Origin of the sequence: Bacillus sp. NTK071 (assembly GCF_017303315.1) — a bacterium.
GTDB lineage: Bacteria > Bacillota > Bacilli > Bacillales > Guptibacillaceae > Guptibacillus.
The window spans coordinates 67101-81500 of record NZ_JAFKOI010000012.1 but is presented as its reverse complement, the minus strand read 5'-3'; the positions used below and the strand labels follow the sequence as shown (position 1 = coordinate 81500).

At 42.7% G+C, this 14400-nt stretch carries 7 protein-coding genes; all 7 read left to right on the top strand.

The features are described from left to right. Positions 1-121 precede the first annotated feature (121 nt). The 7 genes from JI666_RS16260 (at position 122) to JI666_RS16230 (ending at position 14296) form a co-directional block, all read left to right on the top strand. Positions 122-1741 carry a cell wall-binding repeat-containing protein gene (locus JI666_RS16260; RefSeq protein WP_206893768.1) on the top strand — a complete coding sequence of 540 codons (1620 nt, stop codon included), beginning with the start codon at positions 122-124 and terminating at the stop codon, positions 1739-1741. Positions 1742-1879: 138 nt separating this feature from the next. Continuing rightward, complete coding sequence (locus JI666_RS16255; protein WP_206893761.1) at positions 1880-4654, top strand: cell wall-binding repeat-containing protein; 2775 nt, start codon at positions 1880-1882, stop codon at positions 4652-4654. Positions 4655-4816: 162 nt separating this feature from the next. After that, a complete protein-coding gene (locus tag JI666_RS16250; protein ID WP_206893758.1) occupies positions 4817-6694 on the top strand; it encodes a C40 family peptidase in 1878 nt (625 codons plus the stop codon). Positions 6695-6855: 161 nt separating this feature from the next. Then, positions 6856-7524: a DUF2306 domain-containing protein gene (locus tag JI666_RS16245; RefSeq protein ID WP_206893754.1), complete on the top strand. Its 669-nt coding sequence runs from the start codon at positions 6856-6858 to the stop codon at positions 7522-7524. A 99-nt stretch (positions 7525-7623) separates the two neighbouring features. Then, positions 7624-9426: a cell wall-binding repeat-containing protein gene (locus JI666_RS16240; protein WP_206893753.1), complete on the top strand. Its 1803-nt coding sequence runs from the start codon at positions 7624-7626 to the stop codon at positions 9424-9426. A gap of 62 nt (positions 9427-9488) precedes the next feature. Next, positions 9489-10772: a D-serine ammonia-lyase gene (gene dsdA, locus JI666_RS16235; RefSeq protein ID WP_206893748.1), complete on the top strand. Its 1284-nt coding sequence runs from the start codon at positions 9489-9491 to the stop codon at positions 10770-10772. A 212-nt stretch (positions 10773-10984) separates the two neighbouring features. Further along, positions 10985-14296 carry a cell wall-binding repeat-containing protein gene (locus JI666_RS16230; RefSeq protein ID WP_206893745.1) on the top strand — a complete coding sequence of 1104 codons (3312 nt, stop codon included), beginning with the start codon at positions 10985-10987 and terminating at the stop codon, positions 14294-14296. The last annotated feature ends 104 nt before the right edge of the window (positions 14297-14400 follow it).

Sequence of the window (14400 nt, the reverse complement as noted above, 5' to 3'; positions counted from 1 at the left end):
GTGCTTTTTTGTATGATAGTAACCTAAATCTACAAATAACAAGAAGGGATACAGGAAAGAATAGCCAATACTATATACTCAGACATTCGTAATAACGAATGGAATATGAGGAGGGATATGGTTGAAGTTATTTAAGAATCGTAGCCTGCTGCTTTCGTTACTTCTTGTGATCGCCATGCTCGTGCCAACGCAAGCTTTTGCCGCCACTGATGTGGTTGGCGAGAAGAATGTCGTCCATTATGCTGCGTTAGGAGATTCGCTAACTGCTGGAGTAGATTCCAATAACAAAATTGGCTTAAGCTTTGCAGACTACATAGCTCAGGATCTGCAACGTGTGGAACTGTACGGTAGTTTTGATAATTTTGGTGTGCCTGGTGATACAACAATAGATTTATTGAATGATTTATCTAAACCCGAGATGCAATTTAAGTTGCAATCGACAGATATGATTACAATCTCGATTGGTGCGAATGATTTTCTTCAAGTACTTAAGTCAGATCCAAGTCGATTGCAAAATGAAGAAGAAGTGAAGAAAATCATGAATCAACTTACTGAAAACTACGTAGCCAGTATGCAGATCATTCGCAAGGTGAACCCTACCGCTGAAGTGTATTTAATGGGTTACTATAATGGTTTCTATGCCTATCCTCCTGAAAAACAACAACCTCTCATCCAACTGACAAAAACCGTTAACGAAATCATTAAAGAAATTGCTCTCTTATCGAATAGCCACTATGTACCTACCTTTGAAACGATCGCCAAAGATTATCCAACCTATTTACCTAATCCAACGAACGTCCATCCATCACCGGCCGGTTACATGGCGATTGCAGATGAACTTTGGAAGCAAATTCGGACGAATTTACCGGTTAACACAACGCGTTTAGCTGGTGAGAACCGCTATGAAACAGCTATTAAAATATCACAAGCCGGTTGGAAGCAGTCTGCACAGGCTGTCATCCTTGCCCGAGGGGATGATTTTCCAGATGCGCTTTCCGGTGCCCCACTTGCGTATGACGCAAATTCGCCTATTTTACTGACTCACTCTGATGCGTTAGATCCAAATGTAAAAGAAGAAATCGCCCGTCTTAATCCTGAAGTGGTATACATTCTTGGAGGTAACACGGCTATTTCACCTGCTGTCGAAAATGAAATTTTAGCGATGGATATTAAAACGCACCGATTTGATGGAGCGGATCGCTATGAAACATCAGCCAAAATTGGAGCGTTTCTTCCATCATCTGATACAGCCGTTATTGCAAATGGAACGAAATTTCCTGATGCGCTTGCCGTGGCTTCGTACGCAGCTGAGAACGCGTATCCTATCATTTTAACGAAACAGAACGAGATTCCGAAAGCCTCTGCTAAGCTATTAAATAACTATCCAAAGAGCTTAGCAATCGGTGGAACCGCTGTTATTTCTGAAGATCTTTTTAACAAGTTACCAGGCGCAACACGCTACGGAGGAGCGGATCGTTATGAAACGGCATCCATTATTGCAAGGGAACTAAACCCTTCTTATAAAGCGTTCGTATCAACTGGCCTTGAGTTTGCTGATGCCCTAACAGGCAGTGTGCTTGCCGCAAAAACAGACAGTAGTTTCCTTCTTGTGCATCCTGAAAAGATGCAGGATGCGGTGGTTCAAGCGAAGGAAGATCTAGGAATCTATCACTTTACAATTCTAGGTGGACCAAAAGCGGTTAGTCTTTCGGTCGAAGAAGAGCTTCAAGGGGTAAAGTAACTTGAATTATGAGGGGACAGCATATCGCTGGCCTCTTTTTCTCCCTAAAATATGCTGAATTATGGAAAAGTTTAACTCGCTAGTGGTAGACTAATAAAGTATAAGATTCGGGGGACGAACGACCTTAGGGGGAAAACGATGAGAAAAAGCGCATACGGTTTTGGAGTACTATTATGTAGCCTTTTGTTAGTGCTTGTGTTTGCGGGCAACGCGAACGCCATGCCAGCAAGAGAAGAAACGAAACAGCTAGTTCAACCAACAGGGGAGACTTTCAAAGCAACGTTGAATGGGAATGAGAACCTGAACTGGTGGACGACAGAGGATGCTTCAGTGATCAAAATAGGGAAAGATAACTATTGGTATTATACAGAAATTGTGGATCAAGACCTGCAATTAACAAATGCCAAGTATGCGATTGATGAAAAACCTTCTGATGCAGCCAACCTTAAGGAAGTGATGAAGCTAGAGCCCGGTCATAAACTGATGGCTAAGCCAAAAGATATTCCCACTGAGGATCAAGTAGAATTACTTAGTGCTAGCGAACATCCAACACTCGTATTATTAGTTGAATTTAATGATGTGAAAATAAAAAATAAAGAAGCTGATTGGAGTAAACGGTTTTTCGGTGCCTCAGGCAGCACGTTAAACAATTATTATGATGAAGTTTCTGAAGGGAAACTTCAGTTTATAGCGGCAAGGGAAACAAGTGGCGTAGTAAATGATGGTGTTGTGAAAGTTTCTGTTAACAAAAACCATCCTCGTCCTGAAGGAGCTTATAATCAAAACCAGCGTTACACGCAACTATTTAAAGACGCCGTTGCAGCTTCCAATGCAAAAGTGAACTATGCACAATTCGATCTGAATAAAGATGGATACCTCTCATCAGAAGAATTGCATATTGTGACGATCGTTGCCGGTGGTGAAGCGAGCTATGGTGATGAAGGAAGAGTGGTCTGGGGGCATATGACCAATTTATACGATACTGAAGCGCCTCGTCTTGACGGGGTGAAAATTGGTGCATACAAAGCAAACGGTGGCTACACGATGTTCGGTGAAAATCATGGTGATCACATGGCTACAGTTGGCATTATTGCTCACGAGATGGGACATGACCTTGGTCTACCTGATTTATATGATTACGACGATTCATCATTTGCAGTAGGGATTCATAGCCTTATGGGTGCTGGCTCATGGACTACAGCGAATAATAAATATGGCGGTGAGTACCCAACGCATTTGGATGCCTGGTCTAAGATGGTTTTAGGCTTCGTCAGACCAGTTGAGGTTCAGGATAATGGAACCTATCAAGTAACGAACTTCATGTCTAACGACTACTCGGTGCTTAAGCTGAAAACACCTGACGAGTCCGAATACTTTCTGGTCGAAAATCGGCAGTTCAAAGGATTTGATATCGGTTTAGCTGGGTACGTTGCAGATCCGGGTATCGCAATCTGGCATATTGATGAAGATCAATTTTCTAATGGAATGGGCAACCAGGATGAAACGCATAAAGCGGTTGATCTAGAAGAGGCGAATGAAAGTAGGCTCGGTTACCCAGAACTTGATCAAGATCCAAATCAGGATCCCTATCCGTATATGTATTATGATCATTATTACAGCGGGAATGGGTATGCACAATTTACGAACACATCGAAGCCAAACAGTAAGCTCTATTCAGGATCCAATTCGAGCGTATCGGTAACGGTAATCGATTCAAATCGTGATTCAATGGCCGTTTCCGTGAAAGTACTGAATGGAGAAGATAAGAATCCACCTGTATGGCCAAAGAATGCAAAGCTCACGTCATCTGCTATCACCAATAGCTCGATTACGTTAAACTGGCCAGCAGCGACCGATCCATCTGGCATTGCTTCCTATATCATCTACAAGAATGGTAGTTTTCTAAAAGAAGTAAATGCAACGACTAAGAGTTTAAAAGTACAGGGACTAGCAGCTAATAAAGAGTATACGTTTAAGGTAGAAGCAGTCGATAAAAAAGGGTATGTGACAGCGAATGGTCCATCTCTAACGGCCAAAACATCGGCTACGACAACGTCTAGAATTGAAGGATTAAATCGATTTGAAACAGCCGCTAGAATTAGTAAAGAAACCTTCAACGCAGCGGAAACCGTTGTTATAGCAAAAGGAACCGATTTTCCTGATGCCCTTTCAGGTGCACCGCTTGCCTATCAATTGAATGCACCAATTCTTTTAACAAAAACAGATAGTCTACCGAAAGAAACAGCTGACGAGATCAAGCGCTTGAAAGCGACGAAAGCAATCATTCTTGGAGGCGAGAACGCGATCTCTTCTTCAACTGCAAGTACAATCAAATCACTTGGATTAGAAATCGAACGCATTAGTGGCGAGAACCGCTATGAAACGTCAGCCAAAATTGCGAAGCGAATGGGTGGAGACCCTGCATATGCGGTGATTGCGTATGGTCGAAACTTCCCAGATGCGCTAGCAATCGCTCCTTATGCCGCTAAAATGGGCTATCCGATTCTTTTAGTGGAAAGTGATAAGGTGCCACAAGCCACGAGTAAGGCGCTCGCAACAATCAACGATACGATCGTTGTTGGTGGAGACCAGGTGATCACGAGTAAGGTGTACAATACTCTTCCATCGCCAGAACGCATTAGTGGTGAGAACCGTTTTGGAACGGCAGCAGCAGTGAAAGCGAGCTATTACCCTGATGCCAAAACAGCGTATCTCGCAAATGGCTATGGTTTTGCTGATGCCCTATCAGGATCCGTTCTTGCAGGGAAGCAGAACGCTCCTCTCCTTCTCGTTAAATCGAATAGTATCCCACCTGAAACAACCGGTGCGATTAAAACCGTTACCGATTTTAGAATACTCGGTGGAGAAGCGGCCATTAATAAGAGCGTGGAAGACCTGCTTTTTCAAAAATAATAAATAGTAGAAAATGAGGGAGATACAGGTAAAATGACCTGTATCTCTTTTTTTTGTGAAAAAATAACAGGATATCACTTAAACTTTGTTGAATAATAGCCGATAGTATATGCAAAGTGTCGATATTTGGGCAGTAACTTAATTGGAATGAGGAGGATCTGGATGCAACCTTCATTGGTCAAGAAAGCAATAACTGGTTCTGCGATTGTAGCTGGAGTAATGTTTGTTCAACCTGATGGTGCAGAAGCAGCGTTTGGGGATCAAGAGCTTAAGAAAGGCATGAACAATCAAGATGTGAAAGAGCTACAAGATGTTTTGAAGGCGAAGGGGTATTTTACATACCACACCTCAACAGGGTACTACGGTCCAATTACGGAAGATGCAGTAGGTAAGTTTCAGCAGGCAGTTGGCTTAAACGTTACTGGCGTCGCAACAACGGATACGCTGAAGGCGCTTGGTGCAAAGTCTGTGAGCAAATCATCTCAGCACACGTCGTCGTTACAGGTTGGATCAAGAGGACAGCAAGTCACTAATCTGCAGACTGCGCTTAAAGACAAAGGCTACTATTCTTACAACGTAGACGGCATTTACGGTCAAATCACCCAGAAAGCAGTACAGGATTTCCAGCGAGAAGAAGGTCTCTCCGTAACTGGTAAAGCAGATGCTACAACAATTAATGCACTATCGAAAAGCTCGGCTTCAAGCTCAAAACCGTCCAGCTCTTCTTCAGACATTTCAATCGGAATGCGTGGAAGTGCAGTGACCGATTTGCAGTCAAAGTTGCAATCAAAAGGTTATTACAACTACAAGGTAGACGGTATTTTTGGAAAGATCACAAAAACAGCTGTGCAGAATTTCCAGAAATCAGCTGGGTTATCACAAACTGGCGTTGCTGATAGAAAAACGCTAGCCGCACTTTCTGAGAAAGAAACGGCAAAGCCTGAGTCATCCGTTACTGGACTATCGATCGGATCTCGTGGAAGCTCCGTCACTTCCCTTCAGCAAATGCTTAAGGATCGTGGTTATTACAATGATTCAATCGATGGAATCTTTGGTAATAATACGCATAAAGCCGTTAAAGAGTTTCAAAGTATCGTAGGGTTGCCTGTCACAGGAGTGGCCGACGACAAAACCATCGACACGCTAAAATCGAGAAGCAACCAGCAAACGGAAACGGTGTTGAAGGTAGGATCGAAAGGCAATGCAGTGACGGAATTACAGAACAAACTGAAGAAAGCGGGTACGTTCCATGTTGAGGCGACAGGGTATTATGGTCCTGTTACTGAGAAAGCGGTCAAGGACTTCCAGAAAGCAAAGAAACTGCAGGTAACAGGAACTGCAACGAAAGAAACCATGGATGCGCTTGACGGCTCGACAGATAAAGTTGTGACAACACCTTCAACAGGGGAAGATCAGGGGGATCTCCTAAAGAAGGGATCAACAGGCTCACTCGTGAAAGAACTTCAATCGAAGTTAAAAGCGATTGGACTCTACTCAGGACCACTTGATGGCGACTTTGGGAACGGCACAGATGCAGCTGTACGAGCATTCCAGTCGCGCAACAAGCTCACTGTCGATGGTGTTGTTGGACCTGCTACATGGGAAAAGCTTAAGCAATCAACAGGTTATGAAGGAAATGGAAATACAGGTAGCGATAACGGAACTTCGAACTCAAGCTTCAGCGTGATGGATCTCATCGCTGATGCATCTGTATACATAGGTGTACCGTACGTATGGGGTGGAAACACCCCAACGCAGGGCTTCGACTGTAGCGGCTTCCTCGTCTATGTGTTTAAGAAGCAGGGCATTTCTCTGCCTAGAACAATGGCGCAAATGTGGAATGTAACAACACCTGTTAGCTCACCATCCGTAGGTGACATCGTGTATTTCACAACCTATAAACCAGGCGCTTCACACGGAGGCATCTACATCGGAAATAACAAGTTCATACATGCTGGATCTTCAACCGGAGTAACCATCAGCGATATGAACTCAAGCTACTGGGGACCGAGGTACCTTGGGGCGAAGCGGGCGCATTGATTTAACTTAATGGGGGGGTCAGGCACGTGCCTGACCCCCTTCAAAGACAAAACCACGTAAATGTCCGTCTCAGACGGACATTTTTTTGTGTTGGTTTAGTGCATTAACGCAGTGGGGGTCAGGTACCTCTCTGACCCCCCTCACTAAAGGGGGAATACATCATGTTCAATCTGTTCTTAATTCTTCACATAACCGCAGGGTTTAGCGCCCTACTGTCATTCTGGCTACCACTTGTCCTAAAGAAAGGTGGCAAGTGGCACATTCGCATCGGGTGGTTCTTTGTTGTGATGATGGGGATCGTTAGCATCACGGCAGCCGGCATGGCGTTCATTCGAATCTTCATTCAACCAGATACATCACCTGAGCGCTTTTCATTCTCTATCTTCCTCTTATTTATTGCTGTACTAAGTTCATCTACAGCCTATTACGGGCTACGCGTTCTACGATTCAAGAAGAAAGCAAATCAACACCGCCATCCTGGTGACCTTGCTTTCTCAAGTCTATTGTTCCTATCAGGACTTGCCTGTTCAATCTACGGTTTCAGTTCTGGCAATACGCTCATCTCATTCTTTCCTTTTCTAGGAATCTTTCTAGGTATTGGTCAATTAGCTTACTGGCTCCGTCCAATGCCTGTCAGAAACAGCTGGCTACTCGAGCATATTCAAGGGATGATTGCTTGCTCGATCTCGACGGTGACTGCATTCACCGTATTCGGTGCACCTCGTTTACTAGGTGGAGGGTTTCGTAGTATTTATTTATGGATTTTGCCTACGATTGTCCTGGTGCCACTGATCTTTTATTTTAGTAGGAAGTACCGTAGTTCAAGATAACTATTTATATGATAAAAATTGGAATTAAAACCACCAGATGCTAGAATGAGAGAAGACGAATAATTGGAAAATGGTAGTAAATCCTTAAGGGGGGAAATTATGGCGAAAAAAATTAGTAGTTTACTAATAGGGGTTCTTTTTCTAGCACTAGTACAGCCTTCGATTGCGAATGCAGAAGGAAATGAATCCATTACAAACAATGACATTAACAAATTACTTACAGAAAGTGCAATCGAACACAAGATACCGCCAGAGATTGCAAAAGCTGTAGCATTTAAAGAGAATAGTCAGTGGCAGCAGTGGACGAAAGATGGCGATCCTCTTATCAGTGAAGATGGCGGTATTGGGCTTATGCAAGTGACGGATTACATTTGTGAGGATGGTAAAACGCAAAATTGTTATGATCGCGTGAAACTTGAAAATGATATTTCGTATAATATCGATGCTGGACTAGATATTCTAAACAAGAAATGGGAGCTTGGTGTTCAAGGAAAGATTCCGACGATTAATCGGAATGATCGCAATATCCTTGAAAGCTGGTATTTCGCTATTATGGCTTACAATGGAACTGCGCCAGAAAACAGTCCTTATTTTAGAGAAGAAGAAGATGGGACAAGGAATCTAGATACGTATCAAGATCACGTCTATCAAACGATTGAGGACTACAACTTTGATGTGAATATTGAGGCGCTCGTTTTTGAAAGAGATGATTTCTCTTACGATAAAACTAGTAATGCTCCAATTGTTTTCAATAAGCTAAACTACAATGTGGATGAACAGCTAACTCGCTCAAGAACGTTGTATGAAAAAAGTGATAAAGTGATCACAGTTAAAGGAAAATACTTCAAAGATTCGCCTAGTACGACAAAACATATAACACTAACGGAATCTCATACAGCTACTGTACTGGACAGCGAGGTCTATTATGATACTTCTGCCGATTCACCAGGACGTCAATGGGTTCGCTATCACGTGCAACTGGATGATGGTAGAAAAGGGTATATCGCTTCAAGCAGCATGATCCCTGTAACCGAACGTCTTTCAGGCGATAACCGCTACAAAACAGCGATCGAAATCTCAAAAGACGGCTGGCAGGACGGCGCTGACACGGTTGTCCTTAGTCGTGGCTATGAATTCCCAGACGCTCTAGCTGGTGCGCCACTTGCTTATCAGTTGGACGCTCCTATTCTACTTACGGATGATAAGACACTCACAAAAGAAACTGCCAATGAAATCAAGCGACTTGGTGCTAAGAAGGTCATCATTCTTGGTAGCGATAATGCGGTTTACCCTGCAGTTGAAAATCAGCTCCGCAATATGGGCCTCAAAACAGAGCGAATTGGCGGAGAAGATCGTTTTGAAACCGCCAAGCTTATCGCAGAAAAACTCGATTCTTCTAGCAATAAAGCGGTGGTAGCATACGGATACAACTTCCCAGATGCGTTAGCTGTTGCCCCATATGCAGCGAAGGAAGGTATGCCGATTCTTCTTACGAGAGACAATAAGCTACCTGACTACACGAAAGAAGCGTTAGCTGACACGAAAGTAACAATTGTCGTTGGCGGGGATAATGTCGTGCAAAAGAATGTGTACGATCAATTACCAGGTCACAAACGCTTAGCTGGAGACGATCGCTATGAGACAGCTGCTGAAATCATCGGCTATTTCGATGACGAAGCACACACCGGTTATGTTGCTACTGGCTTGAATTTTGCTGATGCATTAACGGGTGCTGTTCTAGCAGCGAAAAATGATTCACCATTGTTACTAGCGAAAAAAGATCAACTTTCACCATCCATAGAAGCGACGATCAATGATTTGCAAACAGAACAATTCGTACTTCTTGGTGGCCCTGATGTGGTAAGCGTAGAAGACAGACTTGCGAAGCTTACGATAAAATAAAGAAAACGAACCCTCTGGACTTGATTCAGAGGGTTTTCTATAGCATGAAAGGAGTGAGGTAAATGAACGTATTAGGACAATCGCTTGAAAAGTGGATTCAAGAATACCCTCTTATAGGTGATCTCGTGAAACTTAAGGAAGTTGTTTGGGAGAATCCTGCTAAAGGAAGTCCGGTACAAAGTGAGCTTTCATACGAAGATATCCTTGAAGCCGAAGCACGCATGAAACGCTTCGCCCCATACTTCAAGAAAGCTTTCCCGGAGACGAACGGCATCATCGAATCGCCTCTATCTGAAATTAGTGCTATGAAAGCTAAGCTCGAGAACGATTTCGATACGAAAATTCACGGTCAGCTGCTACTAAAACGCGATGATCGCTTGCCAATTGCAGGGAGTATTAAGGCACGTGGCGGTATTTACGAAGTGATCAAACATGCGGAAAAACTTGCTACCGGGCATGCATTACTCAGAAAAGACGACGACTACGCGATCTTAGCAGATAAAAAGTTCACCGAGTTATTCTCAGCTTTCTCTATTACAGTTGGTTCGACTGGTAACCTTGGACTGAGCATAGGCATCATGTCAGCAAAGCTTGGTTTTAACGTAACGGTGCACATGTCGTGCGACGCCAAACAGTGGAAAAAGGATCTTTTACGGAAAAAAGGAGTAAACGTCGTTGAGCATAAAGCAGACTATAGCGTTGCGGTTGAACAAGGACGACAGCAGTGTGAGAAAAGCCTCACGTGTCACTTTATTGACGATGAGAACTCGAAAGACCTTTTTATGGGGTATGCGGTTGCGGCCCTTCGACTTAAAAAGCAGTTAGATGAGATGAAAATCAAGGTCGATGCGGAGAATCCATTGAGCGTTTACCTACCTTGTGGAGTAGGCGGTGCACCTGGTGGAATTGCCTTTGGACTGCATCACGTGTTTGGGGAACACGTTCATTGCTATTTGGCAGAGCCAACGCATTCACCTTCAATGTTGCTTGGATTAATGACGGGCGGACATGACAAGATCTCAGTCCAAGACTTTGGCATTGATAACATGACAGCAGCAGACGGATTAGCAGTAGGACGACCATCTGGATTTGTTGGGCGAGAGATTCAATCGATCATCGACGGTGTCTACACAGTCGACGACCAACGGCTCTACGACATGCTACGCTGGCTCTATAACACCGAGCGGATTAAGCTTGAGCCGTCTGCGCTTGCTGGAATGATTGGACCTGTCGTTACGAAGGATCATTTGAAGAACAAGGGAGGCACCCATCTTGTGTGGGCGACAGGAGGAAAGCTTGTACCGCAGGAAGTTTGGATCGAGTATTATTTAAAAGGGAGTCATTAAAAGAAGAGAGGGGGGTCAGGCTCGAGCCTGACCCTTCAAATACAACACACTAGAAAACAGGGGTCTGACCATTGTTCTACTAAAAGAACAGATAATGTCGTCATTTAAACTTATTTCCCGTTTTTTGTTTAACGAAAAAGCTATTCCATTTATTCCCTTCATGCTATTATCAAAGGTGTTATAAGCATTTTAAAGCACGAGGGGGATAAAGTATGAGAATGGGTAAACCGGTAGGTACATTTCTATTTTCTGTTTGTTTGTTCATTATAATGAACAACAGCGCACTCGCTGCTCCGGCAAACGATGTATTTAGAACAGTGGAGCAGCCAGATGGGACGACATTCCTTTCTAAGGCAGTCGGAGATGAATTTCGCCACTGGGTTGAGACAGAAGACGGACATGTTATTTTACAAGGTAAGGATGATTACTGGTACTTTGCAAAAGTTGAGGGATCTAAACTTACAAAAACAACTTCTAAAGTAGGGATTGATTCTGTTCCTAAGAATGCAGCTTTGAATGACCAGGTGGTTAGTATCCCACCAAAGATAGATAACAAACTTTTAAAACAAAAACAGAAAGAAGTTAATTTTAAATCTAACAGTTCTACTAAACAGGATCTCATTGTCCTTTTGGTCAATTTTAAGGATACAAAAGCCAGGTATACCGAAAATGATTGGAGTACTAAGATTTTTAGTCAGACGGGTAACTCGTTAAACACGTTTTATGCTGAGAATTCTGCAGGTAAGTTTCAGTTTACACCAGCAGAAGAAACTGGTGGTGTAAATAATGGCGTGGTATCCGTTCAATTGAATTATAACCATCCAGACCCTGTTGATAAATACAATGAAGTTCAACTATACAGACAAATTGTGGCAAATGCATTGATAGCATCAGATGGAATGGTGAACTATAGGCAGTTTGATAAAAATGGGGACGGTTACATAAGTGTGGATGAACTCCATATTGTCACAATTGTTGCAGGTGGTGAAGGTAGCTATAATGACCCTTCCCCAAGAGTATGGGGGCACAAATATGGCTTGTTCTCAGAAGCGCCAACTTTGGATGGCGTGAGTGTGGGAAATATTTATGCCAATGGTGGCTACACTCAATTTGGCGAAAAGCATGGAAACCATATGGCAACGATCGGCATTATTGCTCATGAACTCGGACACGATCTCGGCTTACCAGATTTATATGATCGTGATGGATCTTCGCTTGGTGTTGATGTTCATAGCATAATGGCCTCAGGTTCTTGGGCTTTTCAAACTGGAGAGTATCATGGACAGACACCAACACACCTGGATCCATGGTCTAAAATAAAGCTGGGATTTGTCTCTCCTGAAGTCGTATATTCTTCCAAAAAAGTAAACTTAAATTCAATCAAGAATGGAAACTATAACATTGTTCAAATAAAAACTTCAGATCCTTCAGAATACTTTTTAATGGAGAATCGTCAGTATTCGGGATACGATAGGGGTCTTGAAAACAGAACGGTGTCTGGCGGTATTGCACTGTGGCATATTGATGAGGATCAAAACCGAGCCGGAAACGATGATGAAAACCATAAGCTAGTCGATCTTGAAGAAGCAAATGAAAAATATGGAAGCGATCTGGACTCACTAAAATACTATGTAGACTATAATCATTATTATCGAAAAGGATATGAGATGTTTTTTAATAACGAAACAACTCCAAACACTAAGTTATATAATGGATTAACTACAAAATTAGCTATAGAAGTAATGGATTATAGCAATGATACGATGGGAGTAGCAATTAACCTTGGGGATGATAAAGATATTAAGGAACCTAACTGGCCAGCTGACGCAGAGATTAAAGCCACTGAAGTAGGAAAAGAATCTCTGAAATTAAGCTGGACGCCTGCAACAGACGAATCAGGAATTGCGCAGTATGAGATCTATGAGGGAGGAAAATTGATTGAGACAGTAAGTGGTGATGTAGAAAGTACGGAATTATCCAACCTTACATCAAATACATCCTATACATTTAAAATCGAAGCAGCTGATGTTGAGGGAAACACCACGACGAATGGGCCATCATTAACGGTCAAAACGGAAGAAGACCGTGATACGAAGGAACCAGTATGGCCAATGAACGCAGAGATTAAAGCCACTGAAGTAGGAAAAGAATCTCTAAAATTGAGCTGGACATCTGCAACGGACGAATCAGGTATTGCGCAGTATGAAATTTATGAGGGAGGTAAATTGATTAAAACAGTAAGTGGTGATGTAGAAAGTACGGAATTATTCAACCTTACACCAAATACATCCTATACATTTAAAATCGAAGCAGCTGATATTGAGGGAAATACCACGATGAATGGGCCATCATTATCGGTCAAAACGGAAGAAGACCGCGATACGAAGAAACCAGTATGGCCAATGAACGCAGAGATTAAAGCCACTGAAGTAGGAAGAGAATCTCTAAAATTGAGCTGGACATCTGCAACGGACGAATCAGGTATTGCGCAGTATAAGATCTATAAGGGAGATCAACTAGTTAAATCCTTAAGTGGAGATGTACTCAGCATGGTAGTAACTGGACTTAAAGAGAATTCATCCTACACTTTTAGGGTGGAAGCGGCTGATCCTACAGGGAATATTGCGAAGGGGCCAACTTTAACAGTTGAGACTAAACATGATGTGATTTTGAGACTTGAAGGGGAAGACAGGTTCGGTACAGCTGCGGAAGTGAGTCGGCACACATATAAAACAGCTGAGACTGTTGTGATTGCTAGGGGACATGGTTTTCCGGATGCTCTTGCAGGTGCGCCTCTTGCATATAAGTTAAAAGCACCAATTCTGCTTTCAGGTAAAAGGGACCTATCACTTGAGAGTGTTAACGAAATTAAAAGATTAGGAGCAAAAAAAGCTATTATTCTTGGAGGAACAAGTGCAGTACCGAAATCAGTTAAAGATCAACTTGATAGAATGGGTCTTGTAGTGCAACGCATTGACGGGAAAGATCGTTTTGAAACTGCTGCTAAAATTGCAGATAAACTTGGAACATACAAACAGGCAATTATTGCTTATGGACTAAATTTCCCAGATGCCCTTTCAATTGCGCCATACGCTGCACAGCATGGTTATCCTATTTTATTAACAAAATCAGATGAATTACCTGCAACAACTCGCGAAGCTTTAACAGGAATAAGCAAAACAATTGTTGTTGGAGGATCGAATGTTGTTTCAAATAATATCTTTAAAAAGCTACCTAATCCGACTAGATATGAGGGTGCTAATAGGTATGGTACTGCTGCAGCCATAGTGAAGGGTTTATATAAAAACTATGATACTGTCTACGTTGCGAGCGGTGCTAATTATCCAGATGCTCTCACAGGTTCTGTGGCGGCTGCACAAAATAGCTCCCCAATGTATCTAGTTAAAAAAGATGTCATTCCTGAAGAAACAAGTAATCTAATCCAAAATAATCAACCCTATTCCTACGTCATTCTTGGTGGAGAAGCTGCAATTAGTAAGGAAGTGGAGGAGCAAATGAAGTAAAAGAAAGTAAAGAGCATTCAGTGAGGGGGGTCAGGCTCGGGCCTGACCCCCCTTAAAGACAAAATCAAAGAAGTGTCCGTCACAGACGGACACTTCTTTGATTT

Coding starts and splice junctions, on each gene's coding strand:
- JI666_RS16255 (WP_206893761.1), top strand. CDS start 1,880: ATGAGAAAAAGCGCATACGGTTTTGGAGTACTATTATGTAGCCTTTTG.
- JI666_RS16250 (WP_206893758.1), top strand. CDS start 4,817: ATGCAACCTTCATTGGTCAAGAAAGCAATAACTGGTTCTGCGATTGTA.
- JI666_RS16245 (WP_206893754.1), top strand. CDS start 6,856: ATGTTCAATCTGTTCTTAATTCTTCACATAACCGCAGGGTTTAGCGCC.
- JI666_RS16240 (WP_206893753.1), top strand. CDS start 7,624: ATGGCGAAAAAAATTAGTAGTTTACTAATAGGGGTTCTTTTTCTAGCA.
- dsdA (WP_206893748.1), top strand. CDS start 9,489: ATGAACGTATTAGGACAATCGCTTGAAAAGTGGATTCAAGAATACCCT.
- JI666_RS16230 (WP_206893745.1), top strand. CDS start 10,985: ATGAGAATGGGTAAACCGGTAGGTACATTTCTATTTTCTGTTTGTTTG.